General features: G+C 41.1%; 25 protein-coding genes. 12 read left to right on the forward strand and 13 right to left on the reverse strand.

What is annotated here, in order from left to right; translation table 11 throughout:
* Positions 1-39: 39 nt before the first annotated feature.
* Together psb28 and VB620_RS04350 are read left to right on the forward strand one after the other, a co-directional pair.
* Positions 40-378, forward strand: coding sequence for a photosystem II reaction center protein Psb28 (gene psb28, locus VB620_RS04345; RefSeq protein ID WP_323194915.1), 339 nt, complete (start codon positions 40-42; stop codon positions 376-378).
* 71 nt (positions 379-449) lie between these two features.
* A complete protein-coding gene (locus tag VB620_RS04350) occupies positions 450-971 on the forward strand; it encodes a MogA/MoaB family molybdenum cofactor biosynthesis protein (protein ID WP_323194916.1) in 522 nt (173 codons plus the stop codon).
* 162 nt (positions 972-1,133) lie between these two features.
* Here the strand turns inward: VB620_RS04350 and mraY are convergent, their stop codons facing one another.
* Both mraY and VB620_RS04360 read right to left on the reverse strand, forming a co-directional pair.
* Entirely contained in the window at positions 1,134-2,237 is a 1,104-nt protein-coding gene (mraY, locus tag VB620_RS04355) for a phospho-N-acetylmuramoyl-pentapeptide-transferase (RefSeq protein ID WP_323194917.1), read from the reverse strand.
* Positions 2,238-2,407: 170 nt separating this feature from the next.
* The gene (locus VB620_RS04360; protein ID WP_323194918.1) at positions 2,408-2,644 is read right to left on the reverse strand and encodes a DUF3134 domain-containing protein; all 237 of its coding nucleotides are present in this window, start codon (positions 2,642-2,644) and stop codon (positions 2,408-2,410) included.
* A 244-nt stretch (positions 2,645-2,888) separates the two neighbouring features.
* On the opposite strand from VB620_RS04360, the gene VB620_RS04365 reads away from it, so the two are divergent.
* The 4 genes from VB620_RS04365 to ndhO all read left to right on the forward strand — a co-directional run bounded on the left by VB620_RS04365 (position 2,889) and on the right by ndhO (position 5,298).
* Positions 2,889-3,473, forward strand: coding sequence for a PAP/fibrillin family protein (locus tag VB620_RS04365; protein ID WP_323194919.1), 585 nt, complete (start codon positions 2,889-2,891; stop codon positions 3,471-3,473).
* 226 nt (positions 3,474-3,699) lie between these two features.
* A complete protein-coding gene (locus VB620_RS04370) occupies positions 3,700-3,912 on the forward strand; it encodes a photosystem I reaction center subunit IV (protein WP_323194920.1) in 213 nt (70 codons plus the stop codon).
* A gap of 209 nt (positions 3,913-4,121) precedes the next feature.
* A complete protein-coding gene (locus tag VB620_RS04375) occupies positions 4,122-4,964 on the forward strand; it encodes a DNA-formamidopyrimidine glycosylase (protein ID WP_323194921.1) in 843 nt (280 codons plus the stop codon).
* A 118-nt stretch (positions 4,965-5,082) separates the two neighbouring features.
* Positions 5,083-5,298, forward strand: a complete 216-nt coding sequence (ndhO, locus tag VB620_RS04380) for an NAD(P)H-quinone oxidoreductase subunit O (RefSeq protein ID WP_323194922.1) — start codon at positions 5,083-5,085, stop codon at positions 5,296-5,298.
* A 300-nt stretch (positions 5,299-5,598) separates the two neighbouring features.
* On the opposite strand, the gene VB620_RS04385 is transcribed toward ndhO, so the two are convergent.
* A complete protein-coding gene (locus tag VB620_RS04385; RefSeq protein ID WP_323194923.1) occupies positions 5,599-6,642 on the reverse strand; it encodes a sodium-dependent bicarbonate transport family permease in 1,044 nt (347 codons plus the stop codon).
* A 605-nt stretch (positions 6,643-7,247) separates the two neighbouring features.
* Between VB620_RS04385 and VB620_RS04390 the strand changes: the two genes are divergently transcribed.
* Positions 7,248-7,562 (forward strand): P-II family nitrogen regulator, encoded by a 315-nt coding sequence (locus VB620_RS04390; protein ID WP_323194924.1) that lies wholly within the window; start codon positions 7,248-7,250, stop codon positions 7,560-7,562.
* Positions 7,563-7,722: 160 nt separating this feature from the next.
* Here VB620_RS04390 and VB620_RS20835 read toward each other — a convergent pair whose 3' ends face one another.
* Positions 7,723-7,845, reverse strand: coding sequence for a hypothetical protein (locus tag VB620_RS20835; RefSeq protein WP_407674180.1), 123 nt, complete (start codon positions 7,843-7,845; stop codon positions 7,723-7,725).
* 574 nt (positions 7,846-8,419) lie between these two features.
* On the opposite strand from VB620_RS20835, the gene VB620_RS04400 reads away from it, so the two are divergent.
* Positions 8,420-8,671, forward strand: a complete 252-nt coding sequence (locus tag VB620_RS04400; RefSeq protein ID WP_323194925.1) for a hypothetical protein — start codon at positions 8,420-8,422, stop codon at positions 8,669-8,671.
* Positions 8,672-8,817: 146 nt separating this feature from the next.
* Here the strand turns inward: VB620_RS04400 and VB620_RS04405 are convergent, their stop codons facing one another.
* Positions 8,818-9,660, reverse strand: coding sequence for a CFI-box-CTERM domain-containing protein (locus VB620_RS04405; protein WP_323194926.1), 843 nt, complete (start codon positions 9,658-9,660; stop codon positions 8,818-8,820).
* Positions 9,661-10,097: 437 nt separating this feature from the next.
* Positions 10,098-10,283: a hypothetical protein gene (locus VB620_RS04410; RefSeq protein WP_323194927.1), complete on the reverse strand. Its 186-nt coding sequence runs from the start codon at positions 10,281-10,283 to the stop codon at positions 10,098-10,100.
* Positions 10,284-10,478: 195 nt separating this feature from the next.
* Here VB620_RS04410 and VB620_RS04415 point away from each other — a divergent pair, with 195 nt between their 5' ends.
* Positions 10,479-10,988: a hypothetical protein gene (locus VB620_RS04415; protein WP_323194928.1), complete on the forward strand. Its 510-nt coding sequence runs from the start codon at positions 10,479-10,481 to the stop codon at positions 10,986-10,988.
* Between the two features lie 234 nt (positions 10,989-11,222).
* Here the strand turns inward: VB620_RS04415 and VB620_RS04420 are convergent, their stop codons facing one another.
* The 3 genes from VB620_RS04420 to VB620_RS04430 all read right to left on the reverse strand — a co-directional run bounded on the left by VB620_RS04420 (position 11,223) and on the right by VB620_RS04430 (position 13,470).
* The gene (locus tag VB620_RS04420; RefSeq protein ID WP_323194929.1) at positions 11,223-12,809 is read right to left on the reverse strand and encodes a glucose-6-phosphate isomerase; all 1,587 of its coding nucleotides are present in this window, start codon (positions 12,807-12,809) and stop codon (positions 11,223-11,225) included.
* Between the two features lie 144 nt (positions 12,810-12,953).
* Positions 12,954-13,211, reverse strand: coding sequence for a cytotoxic translational repressor of toxin-antitoxin stability system (locus tag VB620_RS04425; protein ID WP_323194930.1), 258 nt, complete (start codon positions 13,209-13,211; stop codon positions 12,954-12,956).
* Positions 13,212-13,272: 61 nt separating this feature from the next.
* The gene (locus VB620_RS04430) at positions 13,273-13,470 is read right to left on the reverse strand and encodes a hypothetical protein (protein ID WP_323194931.1); all 198 of its coding nucleotides are present in this window, start codon (positions 13,468-13,470) and stop codon (positions 13,273-13,275) included.
* A gap of 123 nt (positions 13,471-13,593) precedes the next feature.
* Between VB620_RS04430 and VB620_RS04435 the strand changes: the two genes are divergently transcribed.
* Positions 13,594-14,730 (forward strand): branched-chain amino acid ABC transporter permease, encoded by a 1,137-nt coding sequence (locus VB620_RS04435; protein WP_323194932.1) that lies wholly within the window; start codon positions 13,594-13,596, stop codon positions 14,728-14,730.
* Positions 14,731-14,787: 57 nt separating this feature from the next.
* Entirely contained in the window at positions 14,788-15,570 is a 783-nt protein-coding gene (locus VB620_RS04440) for an ABC transporter ATP-binding protein (RefSeq protein WP_323194933.1), read from the forward strand.
* 203 nt (positions 15,571-15,773) lie between these two features.
* Here VB620_RS04440 and VB620_RS04445 read toward each other — a convergent pair whose 3' ends face one another.
* The 3 genes from VB620_RS04445 to VB620_RS04455 all read right to left on the reverse strand — a co-directional run bounded on the left by VB620_RS04445 (position 15,774) and on the right by VB620_RS04455 (position 18,099).
* Positions 15,774-16,649 carry a sulfite exporter TauE/SafE family protein gene (locus tag VB620_RS04445; protein ID WP_323194999.1) on the reverse strand — a complete coding sequence of 292 codons (876 nt, stop codon included), beginning with the start codon at positions 16,647-16,649 and terminating at the stop codon, positions 15,774-15,776.
* Positions 16,649-17,185, reverse strand: coding sequence for a rhodanese-like domain-containing protein (locus VB620_RS04450; protein WP_323194934.1), 537 nt, complete (start codon positions 17,183-17,185; stop codon positions 16,649-16,651). The genes VB620_RS04445 and VB620_RS04450 overlap by 1 nt, the downstream gene beginning before the upstream one ends.
* A 212-nt stretch (positions 17,186-17,397) precedes the next feature.
* Positions 17,398-18,099, reverse strand: a complete 702-nt coding sequence (locus tag VB620_RS04455) for an MBL fold metallo-hydrolase (protein ID WP_323194935.1) — start codon at positions 18,097-18,099, stop codon at positions 17,398-17,400.
* 167 nt (positions 18,100-18,266) lie between these two features.
* On the opposite strand from VB620_RS04455, the gene VB620_RS04460 reads away from it, so the two are divergent.
* Entirely contained in the window at positions 18,267-18,620 is a 354-nt protein-coding gene (locus VB620_RS04460; protein WP_323194936.1) for an ArsR/SmtB family transcription factor, read from the forward strand.
* Positions 18,621-18,641: 21 nt separating this feature from the next.
* On the opposite strand, the gene VB620_RS04465 is transcribed toward VB620_RS04460, so the two are convergent.
* Positions 18,642-19,928: a glutamyl-tRNA reductase gene (locus VB620_RS04465; protein ID WP_323194937.1), complete on the reverse strand. Its 1,287-nt coding sequence runs from the start codon at positions 19,926-19,928 to the stop codon at positions 18,642-18,644.
* Between the last annotated feature and the right edge of the window lie 230 nt (positions 19,929-20,158).

Raw genomic sequence — 20,158 nt, forward strand, 5'->3', positions numbered from 1 at the left:
AGTTAAGCATTACATTACAAAATTTTACATACACAGATCATGGTCAAAATTCAGTTTTCTAAAGGGATTGACGAAGAAGTAGTTCCAGAAGTACGCTTGACGCGATCGCGCACTGGTGACAGTGGTACAGCAACCTTTATCTTTACTAAGCCTCAAATATTGGCGGAAGGTAGCACCGAAGAAGTCACCGGGATGTACCTAATTGACGAAGAAGGCGAAATAGTTACCCGCGAAGTTAAGGGTAAATTTATCAACGGTAAAGCAGAAGGACTAGAAGCAGTTCACGTTATGAAGTCCGCCGAAGAATGGGAACGTTTTATGCGCTTTATGGAACGCTATGCCGAACAAAACGGTTTGGGATTTAATAAAGCTGAATAGATATGGCTTGGGGTGTGGGGTAAATATCACCCTCATTCCCCCTCTCTTCGTCCCCCTATATCTCGATCATTGTGTCACCACAACCACACCCAGACTCAGGAAAAACCGTCACCTGTGCTGTAATTACAGTCAGTGATACTCGTGACCCAGAAACTGATAAAAGTGGTCAGCTAATTCAGCAATTGCTGGTTGCTGCCGATCATGTTGTGGGAGTATATAAAATTATCAAAGATCAGCCAGCCGAGATTCAAGAACAAATAAAATATTTAAGTAAAAATACTAATATAGACGTACTCATATTTAATGGTGGTACTGGTATTGCTCCCAGAGATACCACCTATGATGCGATTGAGAAATTATTAGAGAAAACCTTACCCGGATTTGGGGAGTTGTTCCGATTTTTAAGTTATCAAGAAATTGGTTCACGGGCGATCGCCTCTCGCGCTGTGGCTGGAGTTTATCAAAATAAGTTAATTTTCTCCCTTCCCGGTTCCAGTAATGCAGTGCGTTTGGGGATGGAAAAGCTAATTTTGCCAGAAATGATTCATTTGGTGAGTCAAATGGGAATTTATAGCAACCCCCAAGGTGCTTAGGACACAAACGGATTATAAAACCATTGTAATTAAAGAGTTTCAAGGCTTCCCCCTGCTCCCTGCTCCCTGCTCCCTGCTATAGTTGCTTGGGGACAAATCAAAAACCCCCAGATATCCGGAGGTAGTAGTTTGTTAAATTAGTTTTTTAAAAGTTCAAAAATTTTAAAAAGGTGCTGTCGCTAAACAAATCACAGCTAAAATGACAGCGATTATATAAAAGACTGTTACTACTTGTAATTCTGACCAACCGGTTAACTCTAGATGATGGTGTAAAGGAGCCATTTTTAATAAACGTTTACCTTTACCATCGGGTCCTTTAGTAGCTTTGTAATAAGTTACTTGGGCTATCACAGACAGGGTTTCTACAAAGAAAATCCCACTGAGAATAAACAGGGCGACTAAACTATTGGTTAGTAGTGCTACAGCCGCTAAAGCCCCACCCAGTGCGAGGGAACCAGTGTCACCCATGAAGACGCGGGCTGGGTTGCGGTTATGAGCTAAGAAACCTAAGCAACCGCCACTTAATGCGGCACAAAACACCATTAATCCAGGGTAAGCAGGGGCGATGACAGCACCTAATGCTAGTAAAGCGATCGCCACGGTTCCGGCTGCTAAACCATCAATACCATCAGTTAAATTAGTGGCGTTACTTTCTGCAACTAGCACAAATCCAGCCACAGGCCAGAATAAAAATCCTAAAGGCAGTGTAAAACTTACCCAAGGTAAAGCGATATTTGTAATCTGAGATTCCTGAGTCAACATTAGCCACAGACAAAATAAAGCTGCAAATCCAATTTGCAAACCTAGTTTCATCTTGGGAGATATACCTTTATTTGATTTCCGGCGGAGAATTTGCCAATCATCCAGCCAGCCAATAAATCCATAGCTGAGAGTTAAAGCCGAAACAGCAAGTACTTCTGTAGCAAAATTAGATAATATACAGGCGATCGCCACAGCTATAGGGACAAAGAATATACCCCCCATAGTGGGTGTACCAGCTTTTTTTAAATGAGCTTGGGGTCCATCTTCTCGGATGATTTGCCCAGTTTTCAGTGCTTGTAGCATGGGGATGACGACAAAACCCATAGCAGCTGAACCGAGAGCGCACAGCAACAATGGTAAAGTTAGTGACATTCCTTGCCAAGGGCTTCTATTACCCAAGTAATCTAATGTCCAAGCGGCGATCGTCAGTGCGACAACTAAACTAGAAGCTAATGTAATACCCGAAATATTTGTTCCTCGGTTAGGAGATAATTTAGCGTCCACAAAAATTCCCTTCACTCCACACTTATAAAATTTCACAATGAGGATAATAAATATTACCTAATGGAACACGGTAAAAGCAAACTCATATTTTCCCATTTCAGAAGTACTTTCACTTTTGATGTGAGATTTTTTGCTTCCGTGCTGCGGTCATCCTCTCTAGCCTCTGGAGGCTAATCATCGTCTATTCTTGCATTATTGTCATCATCCATATCGTAATCATCTATTCCGTCTTCGGAACTCAATAACTCAGATATTTCTTGTTCTTGTAACAACCCGGTTTCTTCAACGTTACGCGCTACCAACCGTCCTTGCATTTGCAACCAGTCCATCATCGAGAACTCTTGCTGTAATGGAATGACTCTGGCGCGTTGATTGCGGGCTGCTTCACTTAAGGGAGAATTCAACATATCTACGAACACACAAAAAGGTTCATGTAACTAGACATTAAGCAGTTTATCACTGACAAGGGATAATTTAATTATCCATTCAACTCTGGGGTGAATAAATCCGCAAGCTGACGGAATTATTTTATTTAATAGTGGTAAAGCTGGCACAAATAGATTGTTGGGTTTTTGTAGGACTCTATACATACACAAGATATTAATTCAATTTCAGGTAGATGATTGTTAATGATTTTTGAGGTGATTAACCATGCTTGGTAAAGCAAATCTTATCGATGCGATCGCAGGAACAAATCGGGGTTTACTCGCTAGTGAAGCCCAAAAACAGGCTATTTTAGCGGCGATCGCCAACTTAGAAGACTTCAACCCTACACCGCGCCCCCTAGAAGCAACGAATTTGCTCAATGGTGATTGGCGCTTAATCTATACAACCAGCAAAGGTCTTTTAAATATAGATCGTCTTCCTTTCTGTAAACTTGGTCAGATTTATCAATGTATCCGGGTCGATACCACCACCGTTTATAACATAGCCGAAATTTACGGCTTACCTTATTTAGAAGGATTAGTTACAGTAGCTGCTAAATTTACACCAGTTTCAGAAAAACGCATCCAAGTAAAATTCCAGCGCTCGATTTTGGGTTTAAAACGTTTAATAGATTACAGTTCTCCCGCCAGTTTTATCCAGCAAATTGAAACTGGGAAAAAATTTTCGGCTTTTGATACTGTCTTAAACAGTGATAAACAGCAAGGCTGGTTAGACATCACTTATATAGATAGCGATTTGCGAATTGGCAGGGGGAACGAGGGTAGCGTATTTGTTTTGAGTAAAACATGAACTTTTGCAAATTTCTCTAGTTGCGAACGAAATTAATCGATCATGGGGTTTTTGTCAAGCAGTGCCTGACACACATTTTAAATTGCAGCTGTAGCCTGGATAAGTGCCAAAAGGGAGATGTAGTAGATAAATAACTTAACAAATCCTCTCTGAACGACCTTCAGGATGTACAGTGAAATCAAATAGCCCTATATATTGCCATAGTTCATTAAAAGGGAAGATACTCATGGTTCAACGTGGTTCTAAAGTACGTATTCTCCGCCCCGAATCCTACTGGTTTCAGGAGTTAGGCACAGTGGCTTCTGTAGACCAAAGCGGCATCAAATACGCAGCAATTGTCCGGTTTGATAAGGTCAATTACTCTGGTATCAACACCAATAACTTTGCCCTAGACGAGTTAGTAGAAGTAGAAGCACCAAAGGCTAAAGCCAAGAAATAAGCGGCAAAACCCCAAAGGGGATAAACTAGTCATTAATGGTTGAGAGTTTATGCTCTGCGCCTTTTGAGTCTCAAAACTCAGGAATAATGACTAAGAGTAATGACTCCGCCTAGCGGATTGATGTTGGCAGTAAAATCAGCCACGCAATGGTATTTATATAGTTACCAATCTTTGCTCATGTAATCCCCAATACTGCTTACTCAGCTTAAATGCCGGAACTGCCTGAAGTCGAAACAATCCGCAGAGGTCTAAATAAATTGACCCTGCACCAAAAAATTACGGGTGGGGATGTGTTGCTAAACCGCACCATCGCCTACCCTTTTTCTATGGATGAGTTTATTTCTCAAATTACCGGTAGTGCGATCGCCTCGTGGCATCGTCGTGGTAAATATCTTTTAGCAGAACTCACACCCGCACCCCAGAATCCCTGGTTAGGAGTGCATTTACGAATGACTGGTCAACTACTGTGGTTAGACCAAGATCAACCAGTACACAAGCACACCAGAGTCAGATTATATTTTGGGGATAAACAAGAATTACGCTTTGTAGATCAGCGCACCTTCGGACAAATGTGGTGGGTTCCCCCAGGAGAACCAGTAGAAAGCATCATGACGGGTTTAGCAAAATTAGCAGTAGACCCTTTTTCACCCCAATTCACCGTTGAATATCTCGCCTCTAAATTAAAAAATCGCCGTCGTCCCATTAAAACGGCACTATTAGACCAGTCAGTGGTAGCAGGGTTAGGTAATATTTATGCTGATGAAGCACTATTTAAAAGTGGTATTTTACCCACAACCCTCTGTATAGATTTGCAGCTAGAGCAAATTAAGCCTTTACACGCAGCCATCATTCAAGTACTGGAAACCAGCATCGCCGCCGGTGGTACAACCTTTAGCAACTTCTTGAATGTGCAAGGGGTTAACGGTAATTATGGCGGTGTAGCGTGGGTATATAACCGGACTGGGGAACCCTGCCGAGTGTGTAATACTATCATACAGCGCCTTAAATTAGCTGGGCGTTCTAGTCATTTCTGCCCCCAGTGTCAAAGTTGAGGCGACTGGGGCGAATATTTTCCTTGTGTCTTTGTGGGAAAGATATTCTTAACTGAAATTGCATCTGGCCGCAAGTTAAAATCCTTTTAAAACCATCGACAAATTCAAGAGCAAATTTATGGCAATCAAAAAGGGAAACATGGTTCGCGCTATCCGCGAAAAACTAGAAAATAGTCTGGAAGCCAAAGCCAGTGATCCTCGCCTTCCTTCTTATTTGTTTGATAGTGAGGGCGAAATTGTTGATCTTAGAGGTGATTACGCTCTAGTAAAATTTGGAAAAGTACCAACACCAAATATTTGGTTACGTTTGGATCAGTTGGAAGAGTTTAACTAAATTTATAGTTGATTTGCAGCTAGGGAATGGGTTTTGTTGATCAGCAAGTTCTCACTAAGAGAGTTTTTGCCATGTCTGACAAAGTTGACCTATTCCCTAGTAGTCTGTCAAATTCTAGAAAAATTCACCAAAACAGGTAAAGCCGCATAGTGAGAGTATTTCCCACGAAAGTGTGCGACAAGTTCTAAAACAAACGAGCTTAATCCTGAGTTAAAGGAATCTTGGTTGATAAACTATTAGTAAAGTGTTGAGCTTATTTGCATCTCATCCTCATGGCGATTTGCCTTGACCCACATGGGATCAACCGCCGCCCATCAGCGCCTGGGCTAAACCGATGTAAAGCGGTATTCCCAAGGCGATCGCAACTGGCGTGCCGATGGCTGTGGACGCGCCGATGTAGGCGGAAGGATTAGCTGATGGGATACCAGCTCGTAAAGTGGGCGGCCCTGAGATGTCTGAACTGGAGGCAGCGATGACGGCCAGGATAACTACGCCGCCATAGGAGAAGTTCGTGAGGTAGTGGGCAATCATGCCGAAACCGAAGGCAATGAAACCGTGTAGCAACGGCGCAATAAAGGCATATACGGCGTACCACTGGGCCACCTGGCGTAGCTCTTTAAGCCTTGCAGCCGCTTCCATACCCATGATTAGCATCAGTACCGAAAGTAGTCCGCGAAATAGGGGACTGTAAAAGCTTTCGTAGACACTTTCTGGACGAGTTATTAGGCCTAGAGCGAGGCCGAGTAGCAGTGCTGATAGAGCAGAACCCTGGAGACTTTCCTGGATGATCGGCCATATTTTGACCTTTGTGTCTGCGTTACTGCTTTGCTTGCTGGGATACTCGTTTGATATATCGCGCTGCTTTTTGGTATAAATGCTGGCCAAGACGATCGCTGTCACCAGCGCGGGGATGTCCATGAAAGGATAAAGTGCGGCAGCCCAAGGCTCATATGTGATTTTTTGCGTTTCCAGTAGCGTCAGGGCAGCAGCTAAGGTAGAGCCACTCACAGCACCGAACAAGCCTGCGGTCGCAATGCCATCCTCGGTTTTGACCTTTGGCAAGTTGCACAACGTATAGCGCCCAATGAACACGATAAGTATCCCCATTATCACTGCGAACATTGCAGGCAACAGAATCTCCGCTAGATTGGAGCTGCGGATACCCTGACCACCAGTCAGTCCGACTTTCATGAGCAACATGAAAACAATAAATTTATACACTGGATCTGGAATTGATAGTCGGCTACCGAGGGAGGCAACGACTATACCACCAATCAGAAAGCCGAGTGTCGGGGACTGTAACTGCGACACAAAGCGCAGCAAAAAATCGGACAAAAAATCCATGTTGGAATTTCTCCTTAATTCAGATATGAGGGGTCAGAACAGTAGGTATGTGCTTAAGCTTATCTGAAAATCTGCACAAATTTGCGATCGCACTGCATGAATATACTAAGTAATTTCCAATTCAAACCATAAGTTTTTCTTTTGGTTTCAGAGAAACCGTATGTGTCTGGTCAATGTAAATTGCGATCGCAGAATTTTCTCTATACATTGTTGTGATTAAGAAGCGCTTTCTATCACTGCACTTCCCAAATTACCTTGGATGGCGCTGTCAATCGCAATCAGCTTGGGCGTTATTAATTTGTCTCTAGAGCTTGCTACTGTTGCTCACGAGGAGAAAAGACTGTGCAGCTGCCGATGCCCTGATCAGCCAGCAGGAAACATTGATTCTACCTAGTGTCTGCTGCAATCTGATGTTGGATGGTGGGCATAGGAACAAAATGATAAGTTTTTTTTATAAAATACTTCCAGTAATCTGAGTCAATTTTTCTCCACAGAGGGTAGTGGATTCGCTGATATTTGGCATAAACTTAAAAATATTGTTCAAGGCAAAACCATAGAGTATTGTCTTGAATTGTCATAACAGAACGCGTTAAGAGGTAACCCAAATGACCCAGCAAGCTAGGAAGCTAGTCATCATCACGGAAAAGTTGCTGCTGAAAAAGATCGCCAAGATTATCGACGAAGCAGGTGCTAGCGGTTATACGGTGATGGAGGCTGGCGGTAAAGGCAGTCGCAACGTACGCTCGTCAGGACAACCCAGCGTTGGCGACAGCTACTCGAATATCAAGATAGAGGTACTCACCATCGATCGGGAGATGGCCCTGAAGATTTCGGATGAGGTCGCAGCGCAGTTTTTCGACGATTATTCGGGAATCACCTATCTCTGTGACGCGGAGGTACTGCGCGCGCACAAGTTCTGACTTAAAACCCCAGCAATTTTTATTTTGGCAAAAAGCTGTTCAAGCATTGGTAATCTCGGTCTTTTAATGACATCTGAGAGATCCAAGAGAGCTAGAACGGTTGTAAGGACGGGGTTTGTTTGAGACGCTAATCGGTTCGTTTCACCAGCGTTTGTCATCGCTACCGGACAAACGCATGGGCAAAAATACCTGCTATGGGATGGAGGATGCCGTTTTGAGTGCGTTTAGCCTGTTCTTCACCCGAACCCCGTTCTTTCTCGCCTATCAACTCAATTTCAGTCATATTCAATCAACTTTCATACTTAGGCGGATAATAAAACTCAATTTTGTTGAGTATTTGCAGGGCTTCATTTGGGAGAAATTCCTGATAAATAAAAGCTCTCAAGTGAGTGTTCAAGTTATCCTCAGCGAGTTGATTTTTTGTAGCGTGGGGATAGCATTCATCAACCAAATAACAGAATTATCTCTAGGAGTCAGAAGGTAGTAGATTATCAGCATATATTTGAAGAGTTAGAGGCACAATGATATTAATCAGGTGCGGGTAATTTTGGCGATAAAATAATTATTTTACTAGCCTTTGGGAAAGCACAGATATACAAATTAAGTCGGGTTATGGTGACTAAATAAAATTAATGGTTTTACCTGGATAGTTTTGTGATATCTAATCTCCAGGACTATTTGATATTGATAATTTATGTGAATTTTATAGGAAAAATACCGTTATATAGTTAATTTTTTTTCATTTCTCAACTTAGCTATTTGTGGGACATGGCTAGTAGATAAATGATGATTTTTTTGTGGCGAATTTTATGAAACCACATTATGATAATAATTATTAGTCTCATAGGACACATGGTATGGGTGCGGAAACAAAGATTTTACAGGCTAACCAAGCTAAAACACGCTTGCTGCTGGCTTTGTGGGATTTGGGCGGAAAACAGCAGGAAGTCAAAAAAGGTCAACTAAATAAGCGAATTATCTCTAAGGGTCAGAAGGTAGGTGATTATAAGCATATATTTGAAGAGTTAGAGGCACAAGGTGCGATCGCAATTTCCAAAACTGGATACTCTCTGAAAGAAATAATATCAAACGGTCGCAGGAAATTTTAAATATGCCATAATCATTTTTCCAGGATATTAAAAATCACGGCTATACAAACAAAACCCGCCTGGGCGGGTTGCAAAATATGAATTTCATGCTTTAGATTTGTTTGCCCTGCGATTACTAGCCAACTCTACAATAATTAAATCTATGATTAATTTTCATGCTTTCTCATCCACGCTGCTAAATGCTCTAAGCGTCTTCTTATAAATCCTTTTAGTAACAAATTTTTATTAAGGTATTCTGCAATAGTAGGACTAAACTTGTAGTACAGTGCAATGAAACCTTTTCCTAAAAGATTGGAACGCAATTTACGATCTCTAAAACTTCTAAAGGTATCTAAATCAGGATGAAACGGTGTTGAGTAAGCAGCAGTCGCAATAAAACAACCGTCACTACTCTTGCTACTGTAATTAATAGATTTTGGTCTAACAGGACAAATTTCAAGAGCGCATATCTCCTCCAGATTTTCCCGTAATTTCTTGAAGTCTTCATCACCATTATCAATTTCTGCAAGACCTTCTTTTGTTGATGCAAGCCCAGATATTCTTTGAACTAATACTTCTACTGTTTCACCTAAATTAGGATCTTTGAAATATCTGTCTATTTCTTCTCCAGAACTTTGATATAGTTTTAATATATCAACATCAAAATACGCTTCTAATTTACCTAATGCTGTATATGTATCCTTCATATACCACAACAAAAAAAGAAATTTACGATGCTCTAGTGTAATTTCTAAATAACATCTTAATATTTTGATCAGAGTTCTAGTTAAAGACGTTAAGCTGAAGATTTGAGTGTCTGTGCTAGGATTATCTCTCTCTAATATATTTGCATAAAATAATAATTCGCGTAAATGGTACATTGCATCGATATATTCCTTGAAAGCTTTTTGAGGGTTATCCTCTTCTACATAAAAATCTCCCCTCCCTATATGAAGTTTGTAATCTTGTGTGGAAGTTTGAATCATCTTTTCTGTAAAGCTACCGCTCATGTTTTTACCTCTCTATTTTTTGTATCTAAGTTTGTTAGTAGTGGACTGACAAGCCTAAAATATTACCTTAGAAGTAGGTTGGTTTAAACAAAGTACAACCAAATCCTGCTAATATTTGGCTAGACATATTTGTTACTTTGGTGGTTAGTCATTAATGGTATCCAGAATTACTTTACTAGAGTTTTCTAGAACTTATGTAGATCACCTGTAATCAAGTATAGTGATCTTGACAATTAAGGATAAATATGTTTATGCATCTTCTTAAGGGTATAAGTTCATTAGCATTGAAGTGACAAGCCTAAAACAGTGCCTTAGATGTATGTTGGGTTAAACAAAGCGCAACCCAACGCTGCCAATGATGTTGGATTTCCTGAAGTCAACCCAACCTACTATTTTTTGCATCATTTTAGGCTTGCCACTTTCTGAAACGTCCTAATTCATTTCATAATTTTTGTAGTGGTTGCATAATAACTAGCTTTTTTCATGGCTTCAGCTTTTGTTGAAGCGTTACCAGCATATTCGGCAGCAACGTACACATTCCCAGTAGATTGATTCCAATAAACGTAGTAGCTTGTATCCGATGGTGTTTTAACTTCACCAATTTTGTTGCCGTTATCACTCATGATTTATCTCCTATTTCCGATATAGCTTCTCAACTGCAACCTTGTATTCATTTATCCCAAATTTACACCACTCACCTAAACCTGAAAAGCGGAAAAAAGCAAATTGCAAAAAAAAGTTACCAAAAGGACGGAAAAAAGCTGAAAAATACGGATAAAGTCTGCTAAAATTGTTCATGTTACTTTACATACCTAAATATGCAGGTTCACGAACTACTGCAACTTGTGGATGAGGCTGTTTTTCTTAACACAGGCAATCATCTTAATGACTTGCAGCGTGGAGTTATTGAGGGAACGCTAAAGCATCAAAAGTATGCGGATATTGCAGAAACTTGTGGTTGTAGCGCAGGTCATGCAAAGGATGTCGGTTACGAACTCTTACAAATTTTATCTGATATTTTTGATGAACCAATTGATAAAGGTAATCTTAAATCAGTTCTAGAACGTCAAGGAAATGTGAATATTTCTTTGGGTAATAATAGTATTAATAGTAATTTAATTGGCTGTATAAATGTTGGTTTTAAACAACCTAAAACTAAACCAGGTAAAAATCAGGTTGTTACTTCTAAGTCCCAGCAGCGTAATAAGAATAAAACTCAAATTGAAAAAATTAATAAATTACGGCAGTTTGGCTTGAGCGACGAGCAAATTGCAGAGGTATTAGAGTTATCTTTAGATGTAATTAAACAAGTCGATATGGTTGATTAAATTAAGGTATTATTCTCTAGATTTATTAGGATAGGTTTATTAGGACAAAATTGGAAGAGCGATCGCTTTTACTTTCTCCGCGACTTACCAACCACCCCCAAATAACACAATTCTCTTACCTCTGCGTTCTCTGCGCCTCTGCGTGACACCAATCCATATTTTCACTTCTAAATTTAATTAATAATGGTGGGTCACACCGTTGCTAACCCACCTACAAATTTGGGGTAAAACTAATTAACCCACAGAAACCTTCAAACTAGCAGGTTTACCCAAATCACCTGTGAATACCACACCGCGCTGATTGGCTTGTAAATGGCGGAGAATTTTGTAAATAGCCTCCACTTCTTCAGCCGCACCCGCTTTTTGCGCCACCTCTTCCAGAGACAAAGCGGTTTTTTCCTTTTGTAATACAGCTACAACCTTAGATTGCAAATCCAGAATAGCCGCAGCCGCTTTTTTACCAGCTTCTACCCCCGGCTGGTGGTAAGCATTGATATTTACTAAACTGGCGTATAAACCCACAGCCCTTTCATACAAAGCAATTAACGCCCCCACAGTTTTGGGGTTGACTTGGGGAATCGTGACTGTAATGGAATCCCGTTGATTTTCGTAAAGCGCTTGTCGAGTTCCTAAGAGAAAACCAGAAAGAAAATCTCCTGATGTCACTCCAGGTTCAATTTCTAAAGATTTACCTTCACGGTCTTCTAAGACTTCAATGAAAGTAGCAAAGAAGTTTGGTACACCCTCACGTAATTGCTGCACGTAAGCGTGTTGGTCTGTGGAACCTTTGTTACCGTAAACGGCGATACCTTGATAAACAGTATTTCCGTCTAAGTCTTTTTCTTTACCTAAAGATTCCATCACTAGCTGTTGCAAATAGCGACTGAACAACAACAAGCTGTCCTTGTAAGGGAGAACAACCATATCTTTTTCACCCTTACCATTACCGGAAAAATACCAAGCCAAAGCTAACAAAGCCGCCGGGTTATTTTTCACATCTGGAACGCGGGTAGCGTCATCCATTTCCTTTGCACCATCAATCATGGCGCGAACATCTATGCCTTGTAATGCGGCTGGTACAAGCCCCACAGCAGATAACTCTGAGGTGCGTCCTCCTACCCAGTCATACATGGGAAATCTCGCTAACCAGCCTTCTGTTTGGGCGATTTTATCTAAGTTGCTACCAAGGCTAGTAATGGCTACAGCTTGTTTAGCAAAGTCTAATTTTTTACTAGCAAAGGCGGCTTTAACTTCAATCATGCCATTGCGTGGTTCTGGTGTTCCTCCAGATTTGGAGATGACTAAAACCAGTGTGCTGGATAGTTTATCTTGTAACTGAGTTAAAATGCGGTCAATTCCGGCGGGGTCAGTGTTGTCGATAAAGTGAATGTTCAGGGGTGGAAAGTCGGGACTGAGGGCTTCGGCGACAAATTCCGGCCCCAAGGCGGAACCACCAATTCCAATGGAGATCACATCTGTAAAACGACTGGCTTTAGTTGGATGTACTGAACCTGTGTGGACTTGTTCAGCAAAGGCTTCGATTTGTTCCAGAGTTTGGACAATCTCCTGGGTAACTTCTGGAGTGGGTGCTAAATCAGGATTTCGCAGCCAGTAATGTCCAACCATGCGGTCTTCATCAGGATTGGCGATCGCACCCTTCTCTAATTCCGCCATATCCGCAAATGCTTTGTCAAACTTCGGGCGCAACGACTCCACGAAAGCCTCATCAAAACCCATCCGACTTACATCTAGATAAAGTCCTAATCCCTCGTGGAAATATAACCAGTTTTGGTATCGTTGCCAAAGTGCCGTTGCATCCATAGGGAAATCTCAAATAAAGTATTGCTTCAAAAACCAGTTTAATGTATGGTTACAGCCATCCCTGCCTAGCCTTATACAGTTTTAAGTGTTGGGTATTCGGCATCCGTCCCAGACAGGCCTCTAATGTAACATTTGCGATGGAAGTTAAACATCCGGCATGGGTATGACACGGAGAAATTTCACAAGTTCACCCCTAATTTCAATCCCCACTAGATAATTGTCGATAGTGAAACGGTGGAAAATGCCCTCAGCATCAAGACACCGCAACTGTGGGAGACTATGGAGAGGCATATTTTCCGCAAACTCAAAAAACACAAAATCATACACCCTCTGGTAGACAGCTGGCTCTAAATTCTTCAGGTCTACCAAAAAAGACCTGGCGTATCGCACTTCCAAACTCACTCTGATGTTACCTTAATAAAAATTTAGGTTGACTGAAAATTAGCTGGAAAGCGCTGCTAGTTTAGAAAAAGACTAACATTCTTTTCGCTTCTTCATGGGTTAAAATATCCCACGGCTGCTGTAATTCATTGGCTTGCTGTATTGCTCTCCACATATAAGAGTCGCAATGCAAAGCATAGATATTATCCCAGACACTTTGTAATTCCTCGTCACTTAATTGCTCAATTAAGTGATGGATTCTAATTCTCAGCAAATTCATAATAACTATAAAATTGGTGAAATCACACCACCATTATTCCCGAAAATTGACAACGTTGAGTGACAGGATAAGATTATCTGGAGTTAACGGATTATAGATAACGCATATTTGAAATAAATTAACATGGTTGAATATCTCATCTTTTTAGCAATTTCTACAGCAATTTTCGCTTTGTTTAGTTTAGGACTGAATTTACAGTGGGGCTACACAGGGTTAATTAATTTTGGTCATATCGCTTTTATGGCTCTGGGTGCTTATACTACGGTGTTGTTAAGCCTTCAGGGAATCCCCCTACTGGTTTCCACAGTGATTGGCGCAATGGTCGCTGCTGTGTTGGGTTTGATTATTGGTTTTGCAACTCTGCGCTTGCGAGAAAATTATCTAGCTATTGTCACCATTGGGGTAGGAGAATTAATTCGGTTACTGGTGAATAATCAAGAGTTACCTGTGAATGATACCTGGACACCTGGGGCTTTTGGTGTGCAGAGTTATCCCATACCTTTATCGACAACGCCGCATTTCTTTGTCAGATTGGGGATGATGGGGTTGCTGACAGTTCTGGCTGTGATTACTTTGTTTGCATTGTGGCGATGGATTCGCACCGCGCAGAAATCTCTGTTGGCTGATGCGAGTCAAAGACTGAGTAAGAAGCAAGAGTTAGCTTCGCGGTTGGGTGTGGGAATTGTTTTTGCTGTTTTGATAACTGCAATTTATATTTCTGGGATGATTAGCTTGTATGATTATAAACCCGCCGCAGGTTTGATGTTGTTGTCGTTGTTGGTGTTAGCAGTGGTGTTTTGGCGGTTAGAAATTCTGGTGCGATCGCCCTGGGGAAGAGTGCTAAAAGCTATCCGTGAGGATGAAGAAGTACCCAAAGCTATGGGTAAAAATGTTTTTTGGTATAAAGTTCAATCACTGATGTTAGGAGGTGCGATCGCAGGTATCGCTGGGGCTTTCTTTGCTTGGCAAATTAGCGCCATTTACCCGGATAATTTTCAACCACAACTCACCTTTGATGCCTGGATTATGGTAATTTTAGGCGGTTCTGGGAATAATATTGGCACAATCTTGGGGGCGGTGATTTTCTTTACTTACGATGCCGCAACCAGGGAATTTTTACCGAAAATTTTTACTAATCTATCTTCTGACCAATTAGGTGCATTTCGCATCATGGTTATTGGTTTGATTCTAATGTTACTCATGGTTTGGCGACCTCAAGGTATTTTGGGTAAAAAAGATGAACTGACTTTGGGTAAGTGATTGGGGACTGGGGATTGGGGAAAATAATAATTTTTAATGAATTGAGAAGGAATTTTTATGGAAAATAATCAGTCACCTGCACTTCCTTTGTTAGCCGCTACGGGACTTTGTAAAAGTTTTGGCGGTATTCAAGCGGTTAAAGATGCCAAAATTGAGGTGAATAAAGGTAGTATTACTGGCTTAATTGGGCCTAATGGTGCGGGAAAAACTACTTTATTCAATCTCCTTTCTAATTTTATTCACCCAGATAAAGGGAGAGTAATTTTTGATGGTGAACCCATTCAAAACCTGCAACCATACCAAATCGCCCAGCAAGGATTAGTTAGAACATTTCAAGTAGCGAGAACTCTCTCGCGCCTGTCGGTGTTAGATAATATGCTGTTGGCGGCGCAAAAACAAACCGGGGAAAATTTTTGGCAAGTACAGTTACAACCCCACATTGTCGCCCAGGAAGAAAAGGAATTTAAAGAGCAAGCAATGTTTTTGTTAGAGTCTGTGGGATTGGCGCAAAAAGCTCAGGAATATGCTGGGGGTTTGTCTGGTGGACAGCGAAAGTTATTGGAAATGGGAAGGGCGTTAATGACGAATCCCAAGTTAATTTTATTAGATGAACCAGCCGCCGGTGTGAATCCGAGATTGATTGATGATATCTGCGATCGCATTTTGAAGTGGAACCGTGAAGATGGCATGACTTTTCTGATTATTGAACACAATATGGATGTAATCATGACATTGTGCGATCGCGTTTGGGTCATGGCTGAAGGTCAAAATTTAGCAGAAGGAAATCCCGCAGAAATTCAAAACAATTCCCAAGTCTTAGAAGCCTACTTAGGAAAATAAACTATCCCCGTTTTAGCAATCCTCAATAAAACATGAACGCCCCGTATTTCTCCACCTCTGCGCTCTCTGTGTCTCTGTGGTTCCTTAAAAAAATCCGTTTATAATAAGACTTACGCAACAATTGCGAAAAATCTTGATTTATCTAACCGCCAAGCCGCCAAGAACGCCAAGAAAACCTAGATTTTGCGTAAGTCCTATATAAATCAAACAGGATTGCTATATCTATGTATTTTTTGAGAATTACTATAGGACAAATTTGCAGATTTCTGACTCCTAAACTCTTCCAGAATCCCACGATTTTGGAACAAAATAAAAGCTGCTACTCCTAACAAAAAATAACCAAAATATTTCTGTAATTTTTTGCCATCAATATATTTAGATAGGTAAGCACCGAAAATAGTGCCAATACTGGCAGCTATAATAAAAGAACCGATGATATTCCAATCTAAATCCACTGTTCCCCAGTAGCCTAAAAATCCAGACACAGCATTAGCTGCAATAATTAAAAGAGAAGTTCCAATTGCTTCTTTCATCGGGATATTTCCTAGAATCACCAAAGCCGGAATAATCGCAAATCCTCCCCCAACTCCTACTAATCCCGTTAATATACCCACACCTAAACCTTCGCTGACCAGCCACAACCAACAATATTTACAAACTGGTTGGGGATAAAGTTCTAATATTGGTTTTTCGGGAGGTTTTTTTGTTGTAGTTTTAGCATTACGCCGAATCATTAACCCAGCCGCTAAAAACATCATCACTGCAAATAGGAGCATTTGCAAAGTACCTGTGATGAATGGTAAATTGGCGATTTTAGCACCAGCAAAAGCCCCTAGCATCGTAGCAGAACCAAAGATAAATGCCGTTTTAAAATTGACGTTTCCCTGTCGCCAATGGGGAATCACTCCAATTAAACTCACGGTTCCGACAATCACTAAGGTCATGACTACAGCAGATTTGGGTTCTATTCCCATCACATAAACCAATGTTGGTAATGCTAAAACGGAACCACCGCCACCAATTAATCCTAAGCTAACGCCAATACCAGTTGCTAGAATATGTCCTAATATCCATGTAATCATTTGACATTTTGATTGTAGGGTAATTTCGCTAACAGCATTCCCATCGCACAGGTGTTAGTCACCCCTGCAAATACTAAACCAGCACCAACAAAGCCACTCAAAATTAAAAACCACGGCGAAACAAATGCAGCTAAAATAGCTCCGGTAAATACTAAAGAACCGGCGACAATTTGAACTTGTCTCATTAAGCTAATGGGTGCATTCTTATTAATTTTAGTGGGGTAGTTTAATAGCTTCCAAGCTGTAATCCCTCCTTGAAGTTGTGCAAATTCGGAAAACCCAGCATTGATTAATTTTTGTCCTGCTTGTTCGGATCTTTTCCCTGACTGACAATAGAGAACAACTTTAGTATTACGGGGGAAATCTACTTGTTCTGCTTGGAATTGAGACAGGGGTAAAAGTTTAGCATCTGGAATATGTTCTGCTGCATATTCTCCAGGTTCACGTACATCAATTAACTGTACTTTTTCTTTATCAGTCCATGTTTTCAGGGTGAAAGCATCAACTAATTTTACTTGAGTTTGTGGATTCATATTTTTACTTTTTGATATTAATAGAACTTACGCAAGAACTCTCTGAAACCCTCTTAACTTCTCCCAAGGGGAGACGCTACGCGGTAAGCGAAGCTATGCCGAAGGCTTTACGTGTCCTTTGTGTCCTTTGTGGTATGCGCTACGCGCACGCTACGCGTTAGCGGAGCTTTCGCTTTAGCGATACGTTTTCCATAATTTTGGATAAATCCCGATTAATGTTGAACTAATAATTCATTACCGCAATGTTGATTTGCTGGTACTGCTTCCATCATTTTCCGAGGATTTGGTAAGTCTAAATTCCTCATCAGTTCGATGAAGTTATCCCGGTTACGTCCTTGAAAGCGTGGGTTAAACTGCTTTTCTTCAGCGATGGTGGAAACGGTATATCCCCGGTAATCATGTCCTGGGTAAACTAAGGTATGGTCTGCAAGTGTAAATAGTCTTTGGGTAACTGAGTCGAATAAAGTTCCCGCATCGCCACTTTGAAAGTCAGTCCTTCCGCAACCACGAATTAATAAAGCGTCCCCTGTTAGCACTCGTTCACTGTTAACTAAGTAAGCCAGATGACTATCCGTATGTCCTGGGGTGGCGATCGCTTCGATAGTAACTCCATCGAGATGCAGGATTTCTCCATGTTGAATGTATCTGTCAGCACAGCTAGCTAAAGCATTTTGCGGAACAATTCCCAAGCATCCAGTTAATTCACGTAATTTCCCAGTACCTGTAATGTGATCAGCATGAATATGAGTTTCTAAGCAGTAGCGCAATGTTAAACCTAACTCTGCAATTAATTGGCGATCGCGTTCCACATTATCGACCACCGGATCAACCAGAATGGCTGCTTTAGTAATCTCGTCAGCAATCAAATAAGTATATGTACTAGATTCGTCATCAAAAAGTTGACGGAATAACATTTGATTTTCCCCAAAAAAATGGTGTTTTTCTTGACGGTCAGAGGTTTACGCTTCTATGGCGGTTAAATATTTATTTCTTATGCTTACTATTATATTACTATATAGTAAAATAATCTCTACCATATAGTAGAATAATCTGTATAAATCATTAAGATAATTAGTGTTTCATGTCTGAGATATTTCCCCCCGCTCTTAGCCAAGTTGCAGATTATTTCAAAGTCTTGTCCGAAGTGAGTAGACTACAGGTTTTGTGTTGTTTAAAAACTGGGGCGAAAAACGTCACGGAGATTATGACGGAAACGGGACTAGGACAAGCCAACGTATCAAAGCATTTAAAAATTTTAGCCCAAGCGGGTATTGTCAAAAGAACACCAGAGGGAGTTAGTGTAATTTATGAAATTGCTGATCCGATATTATTTCAGTTGTGTGATTTAGTGTGCGATCGCCTAGCGGTGCGACTACAAGAACAAACCCAACAGTTATCCCAATTAGAGAGTAGAGAATGGGGGACAAAGGGCTAAGATTCCCCATGTCCCATGATCTTAGCTAAATTGCTCACCTGCATCTAAATTAAACAAAGTTTGCAGGGTTTGCATACAGTGCCTTCTGGCCTCCACATCCTGCTGCGCTCGTAATTGCACCATTGGGTCATGTAAAATTTTATTCACAATTCCCCTAGTTAAAGCCTCGATGACTTCTTGATGTTTTTCCGCAAATTCCGAACCCAGTCGAGATAAAGCTTTTTCCAATTCTTGTTCGCGGATGGTTTCAACTTTATTTCTCAGACAACTAATAGTAGAGACCGTTTCTAGCGATCGCCACCAAACATCAAAAGCTTCCACCTCTTCATCTAAAAGTTTCTCCGCTTCCTGAGCCATCTGGCGGCGACTTTCGTGATTTTGTGCCACAACCGCTTTCAAATCGTCCACATTAAAAGCTTGCACATTTGCTAATTCATTCACATCACTGTCAACATTACGTGGTACAGAAATATCGAATAACATCACAGAGCGATTAGAATCTAAAATTGGTTCCAGATTAGCGCGGTGCAGAATTGGTTCAGTAGCAGAGGTACTTGTAAATACTAAATCACTCTCGGCAATCACAGGCATCATCTCTGATAGCTTATGAGTGTTAATAGACTGTTCAGGGTAAAGTTTGGCTAAGTCCTGGGCGCGTTCTTGAGAGCGATTGACAATGCTAATTTGTCCAGCACCCTTAGAAACCAGATGTTGTACTAGCAAACGAGACATTTTCCCAGCCCCTAAGATAGAGACACGACAAGCCGCCAAATTAGCCACCTTGATTTGAGCCAACTCCACAGCCGCCGAACTGATAGAAACAGCACCAGTCCCGATACTCGTTTCAGTCCGCACACGTTTACCAGCAGTCAGAGATTGTTTAAATAATCGATTTAGAACTGTTTTTATACCTTTATATTGCTGCCCAAGTTTGTGAGTATTTTTCACCTGAGCCAAAATTTGACCCTCTCCCAGAACCAAACTATCTAACCCAGCTGCTACCCGCATCAGATGCATCACAGCATCATCATGGAGCAACATAAACAAGTGTTGACGCAGAGACTGTGCAGGTAACTTACTCTGTTCGGCAAGAAACTGATTAACTTCTCTAATACCTTGTTCAGTTTCACTAGTAACAATGTAAATTTCCAGGCGGTTGCAAGTGCTAAGTATTGCTACTTCGTCAATGTGGGGATAGTTGCACAGATCAGCGATCGCACTTTCAATTTGTGTTTCTGGAATACTCAGCTTTTCCCGGATTTCAACTGGGGCTGTTTTATGGCTTAACCCCACCACTGCAATATTCATTATTTATCAGTAATTGGTAATGGATTGTTGATTATTGATGATTTTGTATTAGTTGTGAGAAATGAGTTAGGTATTAGGGATGAGGAACAGTCTTCCCCATTCCCTAGAAGAAGAGCGAGAGCATGGGAGCTTGAAGAACAGAAAAGGAGAAGAATTTCATCCAAGTCCAATTCATTCCCCTCTGCACCCTGCCCCCTGCTCCTCTGCCTCCTCCCAGTCCCTAATCCCTC

This window comes from Nodularia harveyana UHCC-0300 (genome assembly GCF_034931085.1).
Lineage (GTDB): Bacteria > Cyanobacteriota > Cyanobacteriia > Cyanobacteriales > Nostocaceae > Nodularia > Nodularia harveyana.

What these genes read in the sequence shown, in the direction of transcription:
- VB620_RS20835 (WP_407674180.1), bottom strand. Translation starts at nt 7,845, where the DNA reads ATGACTGAAATTGAGTTGATAGGCGAGAAAGAACGGGGTTCGGGTGAA.
- VB620_RS04390 (WP_323194924.1), top strand. Translation starts at nt 7,248, where the DNA reads ATGACCCAGCAAGCTAGGAAGCTAGTCATCATCACGGAAAAGTTGCTG.
- VB620_RS04435 (WP_323194932.1), top strand. Translation starts at nt 13,594, where the DNA reads ATGGTTGAATATCTCATCTTTTTAGCAATTTCTACAGCAATTTTCGCT.
- VB620_RS04415 (WP_323194928.1), top strand. Translation starts at nt 10,479, where the DNA reads ATGCAGGTTCACGAACTACTGCAACTTGTGGATGAGGCTGTTTTTCTT.
- VB620_RS04450 (WP_323194934.1), bottom strand. Translation starts at nt 17,185, where the DNA reads ATGAATCCACAAACTCAAGTAAAATTAGTTGATGCTTTCACCCTGAAA.
- VB620_RS04360 (WP_323194918.1), bottom strand. Translation starts at nt 2,644, where the DNA reads ATGTTGAATTCTCCCTTAAGTGAAGCAGCCCGCAATCAACGCGCCAGA.
- psb28 (WP_323194915.1), top strand. Translation starts at nt 40, where the DNA reads ATGGTCAAAATTCAGTTTTCTAAAGGGATTGACGAAGAAGTAGTTCCA.
- VB620_RS04375 (WP_323194921.1), top strand. Translation starts at nt 4,122, where the DNA reads ATGCCGGAACTGCCTGAAGTCGAAACAATCCGCAGAGGTCTAAATAAA.
- ndhO (WP_323194922.1), top strand. Translation starts at nt 5,083, where the DNA reads ATGGCAATCAAAAAGGGAAACATGGTTCGCGCTATCCGCGAAAAACTA.
- VB620_RS04455 (WP_323194935.1), bottom strand. Translation starts at nt 18,099, where the DNA reads ATGTTATTCCGTCAACTTTTTGATGACGAATCTAGTACATATACTTAT.
- VB620_RS04405 (WP_323194926.1), bottom strand. Translation starts at nt 9,660, where the DNA reads ATGAGCGGTAGCTTTACAGAAAAGATGATTCAAACTTCCACACAAGAT.
- VB620_RS04410 (WP_323194927.1), bottom strand. Translation starts at nt 10,283, where the DNA reads ATGAGTGATAACGGCAACAAAATTGGTGAAGTTAAAACACCATCGGAT.
- VB620_RS04370 (WP_323194920.1), top strand. Translation starts at nt 3,700, where the DNA reads ATGGTTCAACGTGGTTCTAAAGTACGTATTCTCCGCCCCGAATCCTAC.
- VB620_RS04420 (WP_323194929.1), bottom strand. Translation starts at nt 12,809, where the DNA reads ATGGATGCAACGGCACTTTGGCAACGATACCAAAACTGGTTATATTTC.
- VB620_RS04460 (WP_323194936.1), top strand. Translation starts at nt 18,267, where the DNA reads ATGTCTGAGATATTTCCCCCCGCTCTTAGCCAAGTTGCAGATTATTTC.
- VB620_RS04365 (WP_323194919.1), top strand. Translation starts at nt 2,889, where the DNA reads ATGCTTGGTAAAGCAAATCTTATCGATGCGATCGCAGGAACAAATCGG.
- VB620_RS04430 (WP_323194931.1), bottom strand. Translation starts at nt 13,470, where the DNA reads ATGAATTTGCTGAGAATTAGAATCCATCACTTAATTGAGCAATTAAGT.
- VB620_RS04385 (WP_323194923.1), bottom strand. Translation starts at nt 6,642, where the DNA reads ATGGATTTTTTGTCCGATTTTTTGCTGCGCTTTGTGTCGCAGTTACAG.
- VB620_RS04465 (WP_323194937.1), bottom strand. Translation starts at nt 19,928, where the DNA reads ATGAATATTGCAGTGGTGGGGTTAAGCCATAAAACAGCCCCAGTTGAA.
- VB620_RS04400 (WP_323194925.1), top strand. Translation starts at nt 8,420, where the DNA reads ATGGGTGCGGAAACAAAGATTTTACAGGCTAACCAAGCTAAAACACGC.
- VB620_RS04440 (WP_323194933.1), top strand. Translation starts at nt 14,788, where the DNA reads ATGGAAAATAATCAGTCACCTGCACTTCCTTTGTTAGCCGCTACGGGA.